Source organism: Streptomyces sp. NPDC027189 (assembly GCF_055566975.1).
On record NZ_JBVHRI010000001.1, the window covers coordinates 32,820 to 50,461 of the forward strand.

Below are 17,642 nucleotides of genomic sequence, written 5' to 3' on the forward strand. Positions count from 1 at the left end.
GTCTACACGCGGAGGTAACGTATGAGCTAAAGGCGGGCGAGGGCGAGCGACGTTCTCTTCCGCCCCCCCCCAGCCACCGCACGCCACCCACCCCCCCCCGCAACGGGGTCTGGGGCGCGGAGCCCCAGGAACGGGACGGTAGGGGCGGAGGGGGCGATGAAACCCCTCAGAAGCCCGCCGGCTCCGTGTACACCCCCCACTCGTCCCGGAGGGCATCGCAGACCTCGCCGAGCGTGGCCTCGGCCCGCACCGCGTCCAGCATGGGCGCGATCATGTTGGACCCATCCCGCGCGGCCGCCAGCATGGCGTCCAGAGCGGCCCGGACAGCCGCGTCGTCCCGCCCGGCCCTGCGGCCACCGAGCACCCGCACCTGCTCCCGCTCCACCTCATGGCTGACCCGCAGAATCTCCAGGTCACCCGTTACCGAGCCATGGTGGACATTGACACCCACCACCCGCTTGTCGCCCTTCTCCAGTGCCCGCTGGTACTGGAACGCGGACTCGGCGATCTCCCCGGTGAACCACCCGTCCTCGATCCCCCGCAGGATCCCGGAGGTGATCGGTCCGATCGGGTGCTGCCCGTCGGGGTGCGCCCGCAGCCCCCGCTCCTTGATCTGCTCGAAGATCTTCTCCGCGTCGGCCTCGATCCGGTCGGTGAGCTGCTCGACGTACCAGGAACCGCCCAGCGGATCGGCCACGTTGGCGACCCCTGTCTCCTCCATCAGCACCTGCTGCGTGCGCAGGGCGATCTCCGCGGCCTGCTCGCTCGGCAGCGCCAGCGTCTCGTCCAGCGCGTTCGTGTGCAGGGAGTTCGTCCCGCCCAGCACCGCCGCCAGCGCCTCCACGGCCGTGCGCACCACGTTGTTGTACGGCTGCTGAGCGGTCAGCGAGACGCCTGCCGTCTGGGTGTGGAACCGCAGCCACTGCGCCTTCTCGGACTTGGCTCCGTAGACATCGCGCATCCAACGGGCCCAGATCCGCCGCGCCGCCCGGAACTTGGCGATCTCCTCGAAGAAGTCGACGTGTGCGTCGAAGAAGAAGGACAGACCGGGGGCGAAGACATCGACGTCCAGTCCGCGCGACAGGCCCAGCTCCACGTACCCGAAGCCGTCCGCCAGTGTGTACGCCAGCTCCTGGGCGGCCGTGGCCCCCGCCTCGCGGATGTGGTAGCCGGAGACGGACAGCGGCTTGTAGGCGGGGATCTTCGACGCGCAGTGCTCCATGAGGTCGCCGATGAGGCGGAGGTGCGGCTCGGGCTGGAAGAGCCACTCCTTCTGCGCGATGTACTCCTTGAAGATGTCGGTCTGGAGGGTGCCGTTGAGCACCGACGGATCGACACCCTGGCGCTCGGCGGCCACCAGGTACATGCAGAAGACGGGAACGGCCGGACCACTGATGGTCATCGACGTCGTCACGTCACCCAGCGGAATGTCCTTGAACAGGACCTCCATGTCGGCCGCGGAGTCGATCGCGACCCCGCAGTGCCCGACCTCGCCGAGCGAGCGCGGATCGTCGGAGTCGCGCCCCATGAGCGTGGGCATGTCGAAGGCCACGGACAGTCCCCCGCCGCCGTTGGCGAGGATCATCTTGTAGCGCTCGTTGGTCTGCTCGGCGTTGCCGAACCCGGCGAACTGCCGGATGGTCCACGTACGCCCTCGGTAGCCGGTCGGATAGAGGCCGCGGGTGAAGGGGTACTCACCCGGCCAGCCGATCCGCTCGAAGCCCTCGTACTCGTCCCCGGGCCGCGGCCCGTACACGGGCTCCACGGGGTCGCCGGAGAGCGTCGTGAAATCGGCCTCGCGCTTGCGGGAAGCGTCGTAGCGGGCCTGCCAGCGTCGGCGGCCTTCCTCGATGGCGTCAGCGTCCATACCATCGAATTTACTAGGACGTCCTAGTAAATGTCGATGGGGCACCGCCGTACGGTGCCCGTACGGCGGTGAAAGTTACGCCTCAGCGACCGCGGGAGAGTCGTCCGCGACCTTGGACTCCAGCTCGCGGGAGACCTTGCGCTCCACGAAGAAGGCGGCCGTGGGGATCGTCCCGGCGAGCAGCACCCACAGCTGCTTGCCGACCGGCCACTTCGCCTTGGAGCCCAGGTCGAAGGCGAAGACCAGGTAGACGACGTACAGCCAGCCGTGCGCGATACCGACGACGCGGGTGAAGTCCGCGGCACCGTTCATGTCGAGCACGTACTTGGCGATCACACCGAGGGTCAGCAGGACCAGCAGCACACCGGTGACGTAGGCCATCACGCGGTACCTGGTCAGCACGCTCTTCTTCATGGGTACGAGCGTAACGACCCCTTTTGCGCGATCTTCGCGCGCCCCCACTCGTCCCCGGAGCGAGGCCTTACTCGTCCTCGAAGTCCCGCGCGGCGACCCGCAGCGGCCGCAGCATCGCGAAGATCTCCGCGCACTCCTCGGCGTCGTACGCCCCGAGCCCGAAGTCCATGGCCATCAGGTCGCGGGTGGCCGCGTCGCAGACCTCGCGGCCCTTCTCGGTGATGGAGGCGAGTGTGCCGCGCCCGTCGTTGGGGTTGGGCCGCTTGTCGACGAGTCCTGACCTCACCAGCCGGTCCACGGTGTTCGTGACGGACGTGGGGTGCACCATGAGCCGCTCGCCGATCTTGGACATCGGGAGCTCGCCGGCCTTGGAGAAAGTGAGCAGCACCAGCGCCTCGTAGCGCGCGAAGGTCAGTCCGTACGGCTTGACGACCGCGTCCACCTCGGCAAGCAGGATCTGGTGCGCGCGCATGATCGATGTGATCGCGGCCATGGACGGCACCGATCCCCAGCGCTGCTGCCAGTGTTCGTCGGCGCGGGCGATGGGATCGAAGGCAAGGCTGAGCGGCTTCGGCACGCCAAAGACCTTACCGGCCGGTCACATCGTGGTCAGCCCCGTCTCGCCTTTCGGTCTCCACCACGGGACGAGGGGTGCGGCTGGGGGTTTCGCCTCCTCCGCCCCTGCCCGTCCCGTACCTGGGGGCTGCGCCCCGGAAAAGGGGCGCGGGGAACTGCGCGACCAGCCCCCACCGGTCCGCAGCCGAAAGGCTGGTACGGGATGGGTAGGGGCGAAGGGGGCGAAACAAACCCCCGGCAGTCAGCCCGCGGCCGTGCGCCGCAAGTGGTGGCGAACCGCGCGCTGGGCGACCGGCCCCAGGGATTCCAGGGCGGTGACGAGAACGGTGAGTTGTTCGAGGGAGGCGAGGGCGGAGTTCGCGCCCTCGGGATCGACACCCTCGTAGAGCTGAATGCCGACGAAGGAGGCGGCGACCGCGCGAGCGAGGCCGGCAGGGTCGGCGAACTCACCGAGAGGACTCATCGGCAGGACACGGGTGAGGACCTTCTCGATCTCGGCGATCCACAGGTCGAGACCGGCCGCCGTGGCGGGCGCGATACGGGGATGCGTCTGCGCCCCGGCGAGCAACTGCCCCAGAACCGCGACATACCCCTCCGCACGCTCGGCCTCATGCATCTCCCGCCCGAACGCGAGCAGTTCGGCAAGGCTGGAGACCTCCGCGAGCCGGTCACGGTAGCGAGCGACCCGCTGCTCCGCCCCATGCCGGCACGCCGCCGACAGCAACTCGTCCACGGACCCGAAGTGATAGAAGACCAGCGCCTGATTGACCCCGGCGGCCGCCGCGATCGAACGGGCCGAGGTCTTCGCGATCCCCTGCTCGGTGAGCGTCCGCAGCGCGCCCTCCAGGAGCTTCGCCCTGGTCGCCTCGCTCACGCCCGCGCCTCCTCGCGCACAGGGCGCAGTCCCGGGCGCACGCCGCGGGTGCGGATGTCGGTGTACACAGCCCGGAAGGAGCCCTCGTAGCCGAAGAGCGGCCCGAAGTGACGGTTCACTACGCGGACTTGGATACGGAAGCGTCCCGTGGAGTCGTCGAAGGACTCCCGCACTTCGGCCTCACCACCGATGAGTTCGGGAACGCGGACGTCCACGGGGCCCTCCCGGAAGCGGTGTTCGCCGGACCGGATCAGCAGCGAGCCGTCGGGCTCGGCACGGAAGAACAGGTCGCTGGCGAGGTGCTGGTGGGTGCCGAGGTAGTCGAGGACCCGGTCGCCCTTGGGGCTCAGCACCATCTGGGCGTCGAAGCGGCGGGAGCGGCCGGGCAGGTCGAAGGTGCGCACGAACGTCACCGTCTCACGTCCGAAGCCGTCGGCGTACGGCACGTTCTCGATGGTGAAGGGGACGTTCCGGCCCGTGCGCGGGACCAGGATGTTGCGGGTGGTGCCCAGCGCCAGGAACGGCTTCACAAAGCCGCGCCCGTGCCAGATCCGGTCCATGACCCCGCGCCCGGTGCACGCTTCTCCGCCGGCCAGGCCGACGGAGAAGCGCCGTTGCAGCTCGGGGTGGAGGCGTTCGAAATCGGCGCCCATCACGGTACGGAAGATCGATGTCATCGCTGGTGCTCCAGGGTGGTGAGGAGACGCGGGGCCCGGAGGCGGGCGGGTGGCGTGCGCAGGCAGCGGCGGGCCGCCGGGGTGCCGGCCAGCGGGGGCGCGAAGAGGACGGACAGGGCGGCCAGTACGGCGAGCACCGGGGTCGCGAACAGGGCGAGCGGTGCCAGCGGTCCGGCGGCGTCCACCAGCGCTCCGCACACCAGCCCGGAGCAGGCGGCCAGCAGGACGAGGGCGCGTACCGCCAGCTCGGCGAGCCAGTTCCGCAGCGCCCGCTCCGGGGTGATCCCCCGCTCCAGCCACAGCCGCAGCCGGTCGAAGGACCAGGCGGTGGCCCAGCCCATGAGGGGGCGGAAGAGCAGCCGGTCGGCCACGGTTCCGAGGCGGCCCCAGCGCGGGCGGTAGTCGTACCCGGTGAGGAACCGGACGCCGTCACCGTCGGGGACGTACCGCCAGTAGCCGCTGCCCTCGGCGAGCAGCGAGAGCGGATGCGGTGAGGCGAACCGCAGCGCGGAGGTGCGGGTGCCGTCCGGACGTTCCTTCTCGCCGGCCGAGACACCGGTGCCGGCGATGGCCAGGAACGGCAGCACCCGGATGGCGTAACGGAAGCGCTGCGGTTCGCCCTCCGTGCGCGGGAGGTAGTCGATCTCGGTGAAGCGAAGGTCCCAGCGCCGATGCTGCGCGGGGTCCTGCGTCCGCGCCCACAGGTCGTCGAGGTCGCCGCGTATATGCGCCTCTACGTAGAGCATCATCCCCGAACCCCCAGATCAGTGAGCCTTTTTGAGCGAATGCTCAATTGGCTGGCACGGAGACTACAGCGATTTGAGCGATCGCTCAATCGCCGGAGCGCGAAAAACCCCGGCCCTGGGACCGGGGTTTCGTCGCCGAGTGGTGGCGGCCTGGCTAGCTACGGCCCGTCCGGCGGATCAGGTCGGAGGGGAGCTGCGGCGCCTCATAAGCGCAGACGAGCGGGTCCTGGTGCGTCCAGCCGCAAGGCGGAGGTGGGCGACGACGCGAGGGGGGTCCCCCTGTTCGAGCGAAGCCGAGAACTTGGGGGCGTCGGCAACCGACGACCACGCCGCCGATGGGCGTGCCAGGACCCACGTCTCCGACACGCTCCGCCGGACAGGCCCTAGGCGGACAGGTGCCGCTCCACCGTCTCCACCTTGGAGGTCAGACCGTCCGTCACGCTGGGACGGATGTCCGCCTTCAGGACGACCGAGACGCGCGGTGCGCGCTCCTCGACGACGGCGACGGCGCGCTTGACGACGTCCATCACCTGGTCCCAATCACCCTCGATCGAGGTGAACATCGCGTCGGTGCGGTTCGGCAGACCCGACTCCCGGACCACGCGGACGGCGTCGGCGACGTACTCGCCCACGTCCTCGCCGACCCCCAGCGGCGTCACGGAGAAGGCGACGATCATGCGTTCACGATCCCTTCCTTGCGGGCGCGGGACGCGATGACCGCGTTCTCGGCCGCGCGCTTGAGCTTGCGCTCCGCGAAGAAGCCGCCGGTGGGCAGCACGGAGAGGACGAAGTAGAGGAGCCCGGTCCCGGCGCTCCACCTGGAGCGGTTCCAGGCGTCGGCCCAGAAGATCACGTACAGGATGAAGAGGACGCCGTGGATGGAGCCCATGACGGGCACCGCGTTGAAGTCCGTGGTCCGCTTCAGCACCGAGCAGACGAGCAGCAGCAGAAAGGAGACGGCTTCGGGGGCCGAGACCAGGCGGAGGCGGCGGAGGGCGGTGGCGGTCTTTAGGTCCACGGGTCACCTTCGGTGGGAGAGTCGTCAACGCTTTGTGAACGCAAGCACAAGCGTCCGCCCATTGTGGCACTTGGGCTGCGCGGGTCCGGGCAGGGGGTCTCGGGGTGTCTTCGGGGTCCGGATCATCCCGGAGGCCCTGTCGGCGGCCCCACCTGGCGGCTACCTTCACAGCGTGGCGATGTTTCGACTTCAAGGCAGCAAGGTGCTGGCCGTCGACGTGACCGGGGACGCCGTGAAGGCCAAGAACGGCTCGATGGTCGCGTACGACGGCCAGATGGCCTTCAAGAAGCTGAGCGGGGGCGGTGAGGGCATACGGGGGATGGTGACCCGGCGCCTCACCGGTGAGCAGATGACGGTGATGGAGGTGAAGGGGCACGGGACCTGCTGGTTCGCGGACCGGGCCTCCGAGATCAACCTCGTCAATCTCCAGGGGGACAAGCTGTACGTGGAGTCGAGCAATCTGCTCGCGACGGACGCGGGGCTGCGCACCGGCACGTCCTTCACGGGCCTGCGCGGCGCCTCGCAGGGCAACGGGCTGTTCACGACCACCGTCGAGGGACACGGGCAGGCGGCGATCATGTCCGACGGCCCGGCGGTGGTGCTGCGGGTGAGCTCCCAGTACCCGCTGACGGTCGACCCGGGCGCGTACATCGCGCACCAGGGCAATGTGCGGCAGTCCTTCCAATCCGGTGTGACGTTCCGCACGTTGCTCGGCGAGGGTGGCGGCGAAGCGTTCCAGATCCGCTTCGAGGGCGACGGCCTGGTCTACGTACAGCCCAGTGAGCGCAACACGATCGCGGGGGACGTGTGACATGCCCTTTCGCGAAGTGAACTCGAAGATGGTCGAGGCCACGGTACTGCCGGGCCAGCGGATGTTCAGCCAGCGCGGCGCGATGCTCGCCTACAAGGGCGAGGTCTCCTTCACACCCAACATCCAGGGCGGCCAGGGCGGTGTGATGTCGATGATCGGTCGCCGCCTGGCCAACGAGGCCACTCCGCTGATGACCGTCGAGGGCTCCGGCACGGTCCTCTTCGGACACGGCGGCCACCACATCCAGGTGATCAATCTCACCGGCGACACCCTGTACGTCGAGGCGGACCGGCTGCTCGCCTTCGACGGCACGCTCCAGCAGGGCACGATGTTCCTCGGCTCGCAGGGCGGGGTCATGGGCATGGTGCGCGGCCAGGTGACCGGCCAGGGTCTGTTCACCACGACTCTCCAGGGCCACGGCGCGGTCGCCGTCATGGCGCACGGCGGCGTCTTCGAGATCCCGATCACCCCGCAGCGCCCCGTCCATGTCGACCCGCAGGCGTACGTCGCCCACCACGGCGACGTACGCAACAAGCTCTCCACAGCGCTGGGCTGGCGCGACATGGTGGGCCGCGGCTCGGGCGAGGCGTTCCAGCTGGAGCTGAGCGGCAATGGCGCGGTGTACGTCCAGGCCTCGGAGGAGAAGCTGTGAGCGCGTACGGGACTCCGAGCGGCCCGGTGATCTACGACCCGATGTCGCTGCCGGTCGACGACAACGTCAACAACTACACCTTCTGCGTCGAGCTCAAGGGGAGCCAGTGGTTCCTGCAGAAGGGCAAGATGATCGCCTACTACGGGTCGATGGAATTCAACGGCGTCGGACACGGTCGGCTCGACCGTCTCGTCCGTACGTCGTTCCATTCGCCTCTGCACGCGAGCGACTGGGTCGTGGCGGAGGGCTCGGGCAAGATGCTGCTCGCCGACCGGGCCTTCGACGTCAATTCGTATGACCTGGAAGACGGCAACCTGACCATTCGCTCGGGCAACCTGCTCGCTTTTCAGCCAAGTCTTGCCCTCAAGCAATCGATCGTGCCGGGCTTTCTGACCCTGATTGGAACCGGCAAGTTCGTGGCCGCATCCAACGGTCCGGTGGTGTTCATGGAACCTCCGATCCGGGTGGACCCGCAGGCCTTGGTCGGCTGGGCCGACTGCCCGTCCCCGTGCCATCACTACGACCACGGGTACATGACAGGCGTAATGGGCGGTCTACGTGCGATGACGGGCCTCGGCGGGGCCTCCGGAGAGGAGCACCAGTTCGAGTTCGTAGGGGCCGGCACGGTACTGCTCCAGTCCACCGAAACCCTCATGGCCGAGCAGGCCACGGGCGCGGTCCCGCACGAGCCCGGAGTACCGGGCGCGGGCGGGGTACCCGGTCATCAGGGACAGCAAGCCGGCGCACCGCGCCTTCCCGGACAGCTGGGGGACCTCCAGCGTCGCTTCGGGCTGTGAGCGGTAGTCTGCGGAGTGTGACATCGAACGCGTGCGCACAGTCACACCACCCTCACTAGTTCGCCTTTCAACATTTTAGGTAGACTTCATTCATGGAGACCGAGACGGCCACGCGCTGGCTGACCGATGCGGAGCAGTGCGCTTGGCGCACCCACCTGGAGGTCAACAGGCTGTTGACGTACCAGCTCGAGAGGGACCTGCAGCCGTTCGGGCTGACGATGAACGACTACGAGATCCTGGTGAACCTCTCCGAGTCGGAGGGCGTACGGATGCGGATGAGTGACCTCGCGTCCGCCACCCTCCAGTCCAAGAGCCGCCTCTCGCACCAGATCACGCGCATGGAGAACGCGGATCTGGTGCGCCGCGAGAACTGCGAGTCGGACCGCCGGGGCCTGTACGCCGTCCTCACCGAGCACGGCATGGAGACGATGAAGAAGGTCGCGCCGTATCACGTGGCGTCTGTGCGGAGGCACTTCATCGACCTGCTCTCCCCGGAGGCGCTGGAAGACCTCCACAAGTCACTGCGGCCGATCGCCGAGCATCTGCGGGGGCAGCGGGGCAAGCCGTAGCGGCTCGGAAGCGGCCGCCCGCCCTTGGGCTGCCGCCCGCCTTTGGGTCGCCGGCCGCCTCTAGGCCGCCGACCGTTCGTGGCTGATCGCGCCGTTCTCCGCGCCCTCGACGGGGCGCGGAGACGTGCGCGCACCCCGCACGGAGATCAGGCCCGCGGCGACGGCCACCGCTCCCGAGAGCGCGAAGCACAGCCCCAGGGACAGGTGGCCCACCAGGAGCCCGACCGCTGCGGCGCCGCCCGAATTGCCCGCGTTCACCGCGGTGTTGACCCAGGCGCCCGCCTGGGTGCGGAAACCGGGCGGGGCCGCCTCATCGGCGATCAGGTAGGACGTGGTCAGGGCCGGGGCGACGAAGAAGCCCGCGCAGGCCACGGCGACGGTCAGTGTGCCGAGGCCGGGAGCGAGCCCCGCGGCGAGCAGGGCGAGGCCCAGGCCGCCGGCCTGCAGCTGCAGCCGCACCCGCGCGGACCTGCGCCAGTTGACGGCGCCGTTCAGCAGGCCGCCCACTGCGCTGCCCGCGGACAGCGCGGCGAGCACCCAGGCGACCACGTCGTCCCCGTGATGGCGCTGCTGGGCGAAGGCCATGACGAGGAGGTCGAGGGACCCCAGGGACAGCCCTACGCCCGCCGCGACGACGACGGGCTGCGCGAGCGCGCGTCCGCCGCGGAACCGGCCCCCGGAGCGTGCGGACTTCTTCTCCGCGGCCGGTCGTACGCCCGCCACGACCGGCGACAGTGCGAACGCGAGGGTTCCGGCCCACACCAGCAGGGCGCTGAGCGCGACCCCGGCGGCCGGCGGCGCGAACTGCACGACCGCGCCCACCAGCAACGGCCCCGAGACGAAGAGGATCTCCTCCGCCACGCCGTCCAGGCTGTACGCCCGCTGCAACAGCAGCCTGTCCTCGACGACTTCGCCCCACACGGCACGCATCGTGGGGCCGAGGGGCGGCGTGCAGCCGCCCGCGGCGACGGCCAGCGCGCCGAGTGCCGCCGCCGGTGCTCCCGGCCGCCAGGCCGCCGCCGCCAAGGCCGTGAGCAGGCCCGCGTACAGCGAGGCCATCGGGATGAGGGCACGGCGGGGACCGTACCGGTCGATCAGGGCCGCCCTCGCGGGCGACAGGAACACACTCATCGCACCGAACAGCGCCATGACCGTGCCGGCCACGGCGTACGACCCGGTTGCCCGGGTCACCGTGAGCATCATGGCCAGCGAGACGATGCCGTACGAGAGCCTGCCGATCAGGGCGGCGGTGAAGGTGCGGCGGGTGTGGGGGATGCGGAAGAGCGCGGCGTACGAGGGCCGCGAGAGCGTCGCAGACATGCGAAAGGTTCCTCAACTTCGAGGCGGACGAAGGGACGCCTGAGTGCCGCGACGGCGCAGCGCCGAATTGCTGCTTGTCCGTCGCGGGCCTGGGCGGGCCCTATGCCAAGAGGAGGAACATGCGGCCCAACGTAACAGCGGGCGGGGTGAGTTGACCAGGGAGGGTTTTCGCCCTTTGCGCCCCGGCCCGTCCCGTATCCGGGGCTCCGCCCCGGACCCCGTTCGCGCAGTTCCCCGCGCCCCTTTTCAGGGGCGCGGGGAACTGCGCAGTCTTTTGGCGAGGGGCTGGGGACGCAGCCCCCAGGTACTTGACGGGCCGGGGCGGAGGGGGCGAAGAAAACCTCGGCTCAGCTCTCTGTCAGGCCCTCCACCAGGGAGTCCGCGGCCCGGTACGGGTCGAGTTCCCCCGCCACGATCCGCTCCGCGAGCGCGCTGAGGCGACGGTCGCCGTGAAGGTCGCCGATGCGCTGGCGCAGGGCGGTGACGGCGATCGTCTCGACCTCATGGGAGGCCCGGGCGAGGCGCCGCTCGCCGAGCACGCCGTGCTCCTCCATCCACGCCCGGTGCTTCTCCAGCGCCTCGACGACCTCGTCGATCCCCTCGCCACGGGCGGCAACCGTCTTGACGATCGGCGGCCGCCAGTCGCCCGGACCGCGGGATTCGCCCAGCCCGAGCATGTGATTCAGCTCACGCGCCGTCGCGTCGGCCCCGTCCCGGTCGGCCTTGTTGACGACGTACACATCGCCGATCTCCAGGATTCCGGCCTTGGCCGCCTGGATCCCGTCGCCCATGCCGGGGGCGAGCAGGACAACCGACGTGTCCGCCTGGGAGGCGATCTCGACCTCGGACTGGCCGACCCCCACCGTCTCCACCAGCACCACGTCGCAGCCCGCCGCGTCCAGAACGCGGATCGCCTGCGGCGCGGCCCACGCGAGCCCGCCCAGGTGGCCGCGCGTCGCCATCGAGCGGATGTACACCCCGGGGTCGGACGCGTGCTCGGACATGCGCACGCGGTCGCCGAGCAGCGCGCCGCCGGAGAACGGCGAGGAGGGGTCGACGGCCAGCACTCCGACGCGCTTGCCCTGCCGCCGGTACGCCGTCACCAGCGCCGAGGTCGACGTCGACTTGCCGACGCCCGGCGAACCCGTCAGCCCCACCACGTACGCGTTGCCGGCCAGCGGCGCCAGCGCCGCCATGACCTCACGGAGCTGCGGTGCCGCCCCCTCCACCAGGGAGATCAGCCGGGCCACGGCCCGCGGCCGTCCTTCCCTGGCCTGGGCCACCAGCGAGGAGACGTCCTGCATCACAGCTCCGTTCAGTCGACATTCCGCAAGGGGAGAACGCGTGTCAGGCCTTGGGTACCCGCACGATCAGCGCGTCACCCTGACCGCCGCCACCGCACAGCGCGGCCGCGCCCACGCCGCCGCCGCGCCGCTTCAGTTCGAGCGCGAGGTGCAGCACGAGCCGGGCACCGGACATCCCGATCGGGTGACCGAGGGCAATGGCCCCGCCGTTGACGTTCACCATTTCCGTGGACACCCCGAGGTCCTTCATTGACTGCACGGCGACCGCCGCGAAGGCCTCGTTGATCTCGATCAGGTCGAGGTCCTCGACCTCCAGGCCCTCCTTCTTGAGGGCGTGCAGGATCGCGTTCGAGGGCTGCGACTGCAGAGAGTTGTCCGGGCCTGCCACGTTCCCGTGCGCGCCGATCTCGGCGATCCACTCCAGGCCCAGCTCCAGCGCCTTGGCCTTGCTCATCACGACCACGGCGGCCGCGCCGTCCGAGATCTGCGACGAGGTGCCGGCGGTGATCGTGCCGTCCCTGGTGAAGGCGGGGCGCAGCTTGCCGAGCGACTCGACCGTCGTCTCGGCTCGGATGCCCTCGTCCTTGCTGAAGACGACGGGCTCGCCCTTGCGCTGCGGAATCTCGACCGGCGTGATCTCCGCCTCGAAGATGCCGTTCTTCTGGGCGGCGGCCGCACGCTGGTGCGAGAGAGCCGCCACCTCGTCCTGCTCCGGACGGGCGATGCCGAGCCGCGCGTTGTGCTTCTCCGTCGACTCGCCCATGGCGATGTTCTCGAAGGCGTCCGTCAGACCGTCGTACGCCATGGCGTCGAGCACCTCGATCGCCCCGTACTTGTAGCCCTCACGGGACTTGGGGAGCAGGTGCGGCGCGTTCGTCATCGACTCCTGGCCACCCGCGACCACGACATCGAATTCGCCCGCTCGGATCAACTGGTCGGCGAGCGCGATCGCGTCCAGGCCCGACAGACACACCTTGTTGATGGTGAGCGCCGGGACGCTCATCGGGATGCCCGCTTTGACCGCGGCCTGGCGCGCCGGGATCTGCCCTGCCCCGGCCTGGAGCACCTGGCCCATGATCACGTACTGCACTTGGTCGCCACCGATCCCCGCACGGTCGAGGGCGGCCTTGATCGCGAAGCCTCCGAGGTCGGCTCCGGAGAAGGACTTCAGGGAGCCGAGCAACCGTCCCATCGGGGTGCGGGCACCCGCGACGATCACGGTAGTCGTGCTGTTCGTTCCAGACATGAGGTGCGATCCCCTTCCAGCTTGCACAGCTGAGGAGTGAACGAGGGTTTACTTGAATGTACTGAGCGGTAAGCCACCCGTCATCCGGCGGCGAGTGTGATCGCGCGCACGTTGCGTAACCACCTCCGGAGCGCTGCACTAACTCCATGCTGACGCGAATCGACCACATTGGGATCGCCTGTTTCGACCTCGACAAGACCGTCGAGTTCTACCGGGCCACGTACGGCTTCGAGGTCTTCCACTCCGAGGTCAACGAGGAGCAGGGCGTGCGCGAGGCCATGCTCAAGATCAACGAGACGTCCGACGGCGGCGCCTCCTACCTCCAGCTGCTCGAACCCACTCGCGAGGACTCCACCGTCGCGAAGTGGCTGGCCAAGAACGGTGAGGGGGTCCACCACATCGCCTTCGGCACGGCGGACGTCGACGCCGATGCCGCAGACATCAAGGACAAGGGCGTACGCGTGCTCTACGACGAGCCCCGGCGCGGGTCCATGGGCTCCCGAATCACTTTCCTGCATCCAAAGGATTGCCATGGTGTCCTGACAGAACTGGTCACTTCGGCTGCTGTTGAGTCACCTGAGCACTGACCCCCGTATATCTGGGCCGGTAGGGTTGGGCACGGCCGTCGCCTTTTCGCGGAGACGGCCGAGGTCCTGCCGCATTCCAACGAGCAGGACCGAGGGCCGGGGTCCAGGTTTCGGGGGACGAGCGTCGGGGCAGCAGCCCATGCTCCGCCGTTGATCTGACACCATTCCCCGGGGGCCCCGTTCGGCGGATGGACGGAGCTCGTTTGGAGAGACTTGCGACCAGGGGACGGATGGGACCGCGCAGTGCGGGGCTACGAACGCCAGGAGCGAGAGCCGGCGGCTGACGTCGACCACCTCTCTCGGTTCGAGGCCGAGATGGAGCGGCTGAAGACCGAGCGGGAGAAGGCCGTCCAGCACGCCGAGGACCTCGGCTATCAGGTCGAGGTGCTGCGCGCCAAGCTGCACGAGGCGCGGCGCAGTCTGGCGACCCGTCCTGCCTACGACGGCGGCGACATCGGGTACCAGGCCGAGCAGCTGCTCCGCAATGCCCAGATCCAGGCCGACCAGCTGCGCTCGGACGCCGAGCGCGAGCTGAGCCAGGCCCGCGCGCAGACGCAGCGGATCCTGCAGGAGCACGCCGAGCAGGCCGCGCGCCTTCAGGCGGAGCTGCACCAGGAAGCGGTCACGCGCCGCCAGCAGCTCGACCAGGAGCTGGCCGAGCGCCGCCAGACCGTCGAGTCGCATGTCAACGAGAACGTGGCGTGGGCGGAGCAGCTGCGCGCCCGCACCGAGTCACAGGCCCGCCGCCTCCTGGAGGAGTCGCGCGCCGAGGCCGACCAGGCGCTGGCCGCCGCCCGCGCGGAGGCCGAGCGGGTCGCCGCCGAGGCCCGGCAGCGGCTGACCACCGACGCCGAAGCGGCCCGCGCGGAGGCCGAGCAGCTGCTGCGCCGGGCCCGCACGGACGCCGAGCGGCTGCTGAACGCGGCGTCCACGCAGGCCCAGGAAGCCACCGACCACGCCGAGCAGCTGCGCAGCTCCACGGCGACCGAGTCGGACAGCGCCCGCCGCCAGGCCACCGAGCTGAGCCGGGCCGCCGAGCAGCGCATGACCGAGGCGGAGGCGGCGCTGCGCGAGGCGCGGGCCGAGTCCGACAAGGTCGTCGCCGAGGCCAAGGAGGCCGCGGCCAAGGCCCTCGCCAGCGCGGAGTCGGCGAACGAGCAGCGCACGCGTACGGCGAAGGAGCAGGTCGCCCGGCTGGTCAGCGAGGCCACCAAGGAGGCCGAGACCACCAAGTCCGAGGCCGAGCAGGTCGTCGCGGAGGCACGCGCCAAGGCCGAGAAGATCATCGCGGAGGCCGAGGAGAACGCCCGCAGTCTCACTGCCGAGGAGACCGCGTCCCAGCTCTCCAAGGCGGCCCGTACCGCCGAGGACGTGCTCAACAAGGCGTCCGAGGAAGCCAAGACGACCACCAAGGCCGCCGCCGAGGAGGCCGAGCGGATCCGCACCGAGGCGGAGGCCGAGGCCGACCGGCTGCGCGCCGAGGCGCACGACATCGCCGAGCAGCTCAAGGGCACGGCGAAGGACGACACCAAGGAGTACCGCGCCAAGACGGTCGAGCTGCAGGAGGAGGCGCGCCGGCTGCGCGGCGAGGCCGAGCAGCTGCGCGCCGACGCGGTCTCCGAGGGCGAGCGCATCCGCGCCGAGGCCCGCCGCGAGGCCGTCCAGCAGATCGAGGAGGCGGCCAAGACCGCCGAGGAGCTGCTCGCCAAGGCGAAGGCCGACGCGGACGAACTGCGCACGACGGCCACGACGGACAGCGAGAAGGTCCGCACCGAGGCCATCGAGCGCGCCACGACACTGCGCCGGCAGGCCGAGGAGACCCTGGAGCGCACCCGCGCCGAGGCCGAGCGGCATCGGGCGGAGGCGGTCGAGCAGTCCGAGGCGATCGAGGCGGAGGCCGAGCGCGCGGCCGAGCGGCTGCGCGAGGACACCGAGCGCGCCATAGTGGCCCGCCAGGCCGAGGCCGCCGAGGAACTGACCCGCCGCCACACGGAGGCCGAGGAGCGCCTCGCCGCCGCCGAGCAGGCGCTGACGGACGCGCGCGCGGAGGCCGAGCGGATCCGCCGCGAGGCCGCCGAGGAGACGGACCGGCTGCGCACGGAGGCCGCCGAGCGGATCCGCACGCTCCAGGCACAGGCCGAGGCCGAGGCCGAGCGGCTGCGCAACGAAGCGGCGGCGGACGCGTCCACCTCACGCGCCGAGGGCGAGGCCATCGCCGTACGCCTGCGTTCGGAGGCCGCGGCGGAGGCCGAGCGGCTGAAGTCGGAGGCCCAGGACAGCGCCGATCGCGTACGGGCGGAGGCGCAGGCCGCGGCCGAGCGGCTGGCGACCGAGGGCGCCGAGACGCTGGCCGCCGCGCAGGAGGAGGCAGCCAGGCGCCGCCGCGAGGCCGAGGAACTTCTCGGCTCCGCGCGCCAGGAGGCCGACCAGGAGCGCGAGCGGGCCCGCGAACAGAGCGAGGAACTGCTGGCTTCCGCGCGCAACCGCGTCGACGAGGCGCAGGCCGAGGCCGTACGCCTGGTCGAGGAGGCCGACCGGCGGGCGACCGAGATGGTCTCCAACGCCGAGCAGACCGCGCAGCAGGTGCGCGACTCCGTGGCCGGGCTGCACGAGCAGGCCCAGGAGGAGATCGCGGGTCTGCGCAGCGCCGCCGAGCATGTGGCGGACCGTACGCGGACCGAGGCGCAGGAGGAGGCGGACCGGGTCCGTGCCGACGCGTACGCGGAGCGGGAGCGGGCGTCCGAGGACGCGGCGCGCATCCGGCGGGAGGCGGCCGACGAGACGGAGGCCGCCAAGTCGCTCGCGGAGCGGACGGTTTCCGAGGCCATCTCCGAGTCCGAGCGGCTGCGCTCGGACGCCGCCGAGCACGCCCAGCGCATCCGCACCGAGGCTTCGGACACCATCGCGAACGCCGAGCAGGACGCTTCGCGGACCCGTGCGGACGCCCGGGAGGACGCCAACCGGATCCGTTCGGACGCGGCCACGCAGGCAGACACCCTCATCACCGAGGCGGCGGCGGAGGCCGAGCGGCTCACGAACGAGACCGCTGCCGAGGCCGAGCGCGTACGGGCCGAATCCGTGGCCAAGGCCGAGCACCTCATCTCGGACGCGACCGGTGACGCGGAGCGGCTGCGGGCCGAAGCCGCCGAGACGGTCGGTTCCGCGCAGCAGCACGCCGAGCGGGTCCGCACCGAGGCGGAGCGCGTCAAGGCCGAGGCGGCGGCGGAGGCCGAGCGGCTCACGTCGTCGGCGCGCGAGACGGCCGAGCGCACGCTGGACGAGGCGCGCCAGGAGGCCAACAAGCGGCGCTCCGAGGCTGCCGAGCAGGTCGACACCCTCATCTCGGAAACGGCCGCCGAGGCCGACAAGCTGCTGTCCGAGGCGCAACAGAGCGCGCAGAAGACGACGGCGGAAGCCGAGTCGCAGGCCGACACGATGGTCGGGGCGGCACGCAACGAGGCCGAGCGACTGGTCTCCGAGGCGACCGTGGAGGGCAACTCCCTGGTGGAGCGGGCCCGTACGGACGCGGACGAGCTGCTGGTCGGTGCGCGCCGGGACGCGACGGCGATAAGGGAGCGTGCGGAGGAGCTGCGCGACCGCATCACCACGGAGATCGAGGAGCTGCACGAGCGGGCCCGCCGCGAGTCGGCCGAGGCGATGAAGACGGCCGGCGAGCGCTGCGACGCGCTCGTGAAGGCGGCCGAGGACCAGCTCGCCGAGGCCGAGGCGACGGCGAAGGACCTGGTGTCGGAGGCCAACTCCGAGGCGAGCAAGGTACGTATCGCCGCGGTCAAGAAGGCGGAGGGGCTCCTCAAGGAGGCCGAGCAGAAGAAGAACTCGCTCGTCGCCGAGGCCGAGAAGATCAGGTCCGAGGCGATCCAGGAGGCGAAGGCCGCCGTCGAGGAGGGCAAGCGGGACCTGGAGGTCCTGGTGCGCCGCCGCGAGGACATCAATGCGGAGATCTCCCGTGTCCAGGACGTCCTGGAGGCGTTGGAGTCTTTTGAGGCCCCGTCCGGCAACAAGGACGGTGGGGTCAAGGCCGGCGCCGCCGCGGGCGCTACTCGTTCGGGTGGCAAGTCGTCAGAGGGCTAGCCAGAAGCACCGATTCCATGCTTTGCCGGGACCTTTGGCACAGGCTCTGGCAAGCCCTCCGACAGTTAGCCACCCAAAAGGAGTGTCATTCT

At 70.4% G+C, this 17,642-nt stretch carries 17 protein-coding genes; 6 read left to right on the forward strand and 11 right to left on the reverse strand.

Going from position 1 to position 17,642, the window contains the following annotated elements:
• Positions 1-166: 166 nt before the first annotated feature.
• The 8 genes from ACZ4RZ_RS00155 to ACZ4RZ_RS00190 all read right to left on the reverse strand — a co-directional run bounded on the left by ACZ4RZ_RS00155 (position 167) and on the right by ACZ4RZ_RS00190 (position 6,172).
• Positions 167-1,867, reverse strand: coding sequence for an acyl-CoA mutase large subunit family protein (locus tag ACZ4RZ_RS00155; RefSeq protein WP_467740506.1), 1,701 nt, complete (start codon positions 1,865-1,867; stop codon positions 167-169).
• A 75-nt stretch (positions 1,868-1,942) separates the two neighbouring features.
• Positions 1,943-2,281, reverse strand: coding sequence for a DUF3817 domain-containing protein (locus ACZ4RZ_RS00160; RefSeq protein ID WP_467740508.1), 339 nt, complete (start codon positions 2,279-2,281; stop codon positions 1,943-1,945).
• Between the two features lie 67 nt (positions 2,282-2,348).
• Positions 2,349-2,858: a MarR family winged helix-turn-helix transcriptional regulator gene (locus ACZ4RZ_RS00165; RefSeq protein ID WP_467740510.1), complete on the reverse strand. Its 510-nt coding sequence runs from the start codon at positions 2,856-2,858 to the stop codon at positions 2,349-2,351.
• Between the two features lie 240 nt (positions 2,859-3,098).
• Positions 3,099-3,731, reverse strand: a complete 633-nt coding sequence (locus ACZ4RZ_RS00170; protein ID WP_467740512.1) for a TetR/AcrR family transcriptional regulator — start codon at positions 3,729-3,731, stop codon at positions 3,099-3,101.
• Positions 3,728-4,408 (reverse strand): DUF4166 domain-containing protein, encoded by a 681-nt coding sequence (locus ACZ4RZ_RS00175; protein ID WP_467740514.1) that lies wholly within the window; start codon positions 4,406-4,408, stop codon positions 3,728-3,730. The genes ACZ4RZ_RS00170 and ACZ4RZ_RS00175 overlap by 4 nt, the downstream gene beginning before the upstream one ends.
• A complete protein-coding gene (locus ACZ4RZ_RS00180; protein ID WP_467740516.1) occupies positions 4,405-5,157 on the reverse strand; it encodes a hypothetical protein in 753 nt (250 codons plus the stop codon). Before ACZ4RZ_RS00180 ends, ACZ4RZ_RS00175 begins: the two co-directional genes overlap by 4 nt.
• Positions 5,158-5,537: 380 nt before the next feature.
• The gene (locus ACZ4RZ_RS00185) at positions 5,538-5,831 is read right to left on the reverse strand and encodes an MTH1187 family thiamine-binding protein (protein WP_467740518.1); all 294 of its coding nucleotides are present in this window, start codon (positions 5,829-5,831) and stop codon (positions 5,538-5,540) included.
• On the reverse strand, positions 5,828-6,172 hold the full coding sequence (locus ACZ4RZ_RS00190; RefSeq protein ID WP_467740520.1) for a DUF3817 domain-containing protein: 345 nt from the start codon (positions 6,170-6,172) through the stop codon (positions 5,828-5,830). Before ACZ4RZ_RS00190 ends, ACZ4RZ_RS00185 begins: the two co-directional genes overlap by 4 nt.
• Positions 6,173-6,350: 178 nt before the next feature.
• On the opposite strand from ACZ4RZ_RS00190, the gene ACZ4RZ_RS00195 reads away from it, so the two are divergent.
• The 4 genes from ACZ4RZ_RS00195 (at position 6,351) to ACZ4RZ_RS00210 (ending at position 9,001) form a co-directional block, all read left to right on the forward strand.
• Positions 6,351-6,983 carry an AIM24 family protein gene (locus ACZ4RZ_RS00195; protein ID WP_467741899.1) on the forward strand — a complete coding sequence of 211 codons (633 nt, stop codon included), beginning with the start codon at positions 6,351-6,353 and terminating at the stop codon, positions 6,981-6,983.
• A gap of 1 nt (position 6,984) precedes the next feature.
• Positions 6,985-7,635 carry an AIM24 family protein gene (locus ACZ4RZ_RS00200; protein WP_467740522.1) on the forward strand — a complete coding sequence of 217 codons (651 nt, stop codon included), beginning with the start codon at positions 6,985-6,987 and terminating at the stop codon, positions 7,633-7,635.
• Positions 7,632-8,432, forward strand: a complete 801-nt coding sequence (locus tag ACZ4RZ_RS00205) for an AIM24 family protein (RefSeq protein ID WP_467740524.1) — start codon at positions 7,632-7,634, stop codon at positions 8,430-8,432. Before ACZ4RZ_RS00200 ends, ACZ4RZ_RS00205 begins: the two co-directional genes overlap by 4 nt.
• Before the next feature lie 92 nt (positions 8,433-8,524).
• The gene (locus ACZ4RZ_RS00210) at positions 8,525-9,001 is read left to right on the forward strand and encodes a MarR family winged helix-turn-helix transcriptional regulator (protein WP_369249246.1); all 477 of its coding nucleotides are present in this window, start codon (positions 8,525-8,527) and stop codon (positions 8,999-9,001) included.
• Between the two features lie 60 nt (positions 9,002-9,061).
• Here the strand turns inward: ACZ4RZ_RS00210 and ACZ4RZ_RS00215 are convergent, their stop codons facing one another.
• From ACZ4RZ_RS00215 to ACZ4RZ_RS00225, 3 genes are all read right to left on the reverse strand, one after another.
• Complete coding sequence (locus tag ACZ4RZ_RS00215; RefSeq protein WP_467740526.1) at positions 9,062-10,321, reverse strand: MFS transporter; 1,260 nt, start codon at positions 10,319-10,321, stop codon at positions 9,062-9,064.
• 347 nt (positions 10,322-10,668) lie between these two features.
• Positions 10,669-11,625 (reverse strand): methylmalonyl Co-A mutase-associated GTPase MeaB, encoded by a 957-nt coding sequence (meaB, locus tag ACZ4RZ_RS00220; RefSeq protein ID WP_467740528.1) that lies wholly within the window; start codon positions 11,623-11,625, stop codon positions 10,669-10,671.
• 43 nt (positions 11,626-11,668) lie between these two features.
• Entirely contained in the window at positions 11,669-12,871 is a 1,203-nt protein-coding gene (locus ACZ4RZ_RS00225) for an acetyl-CoA C-acetyltransferase (protein WP_467740530.1), read from the reverse strand.
• Positions 12,872-13,017: 146 nt separating this feature from the next.
• Between ACZ4RZ_RS00225 and mce the strand changes: the two genes are divergently transcribed.
• Together mce and scy are read left to right on the forward strand one after the other, a co-directional pair.
• The gene (mce, locus tag ACZ4RZ_RS00230) at positions 13,018-13,458 is read left to right on the forward strand and encodes a methylmalonyl-CoA epimerase (protein ID WP_467740532.1); all 441 of its coding nucleotides are present in this window, start codon (positions 13,018-13,020) and stop codon (positions 13,456-13,458) included.
• A gap of 243 nt (positions 13,459-13,701) precedes the next feature.
• Complete coding sequence (gene scy / locus ACZ4RZ_RS00235) at positions 13,702-17,550, forward strand: polarized growth protein Scy (protein ID WP_467740534.1); 3,849 nt, start codon at positions 13,702-13,704, stop codon at positions 17,548-17,550.
• Positions 17,551-17,642: the final 92 nt, after the last annotated feature.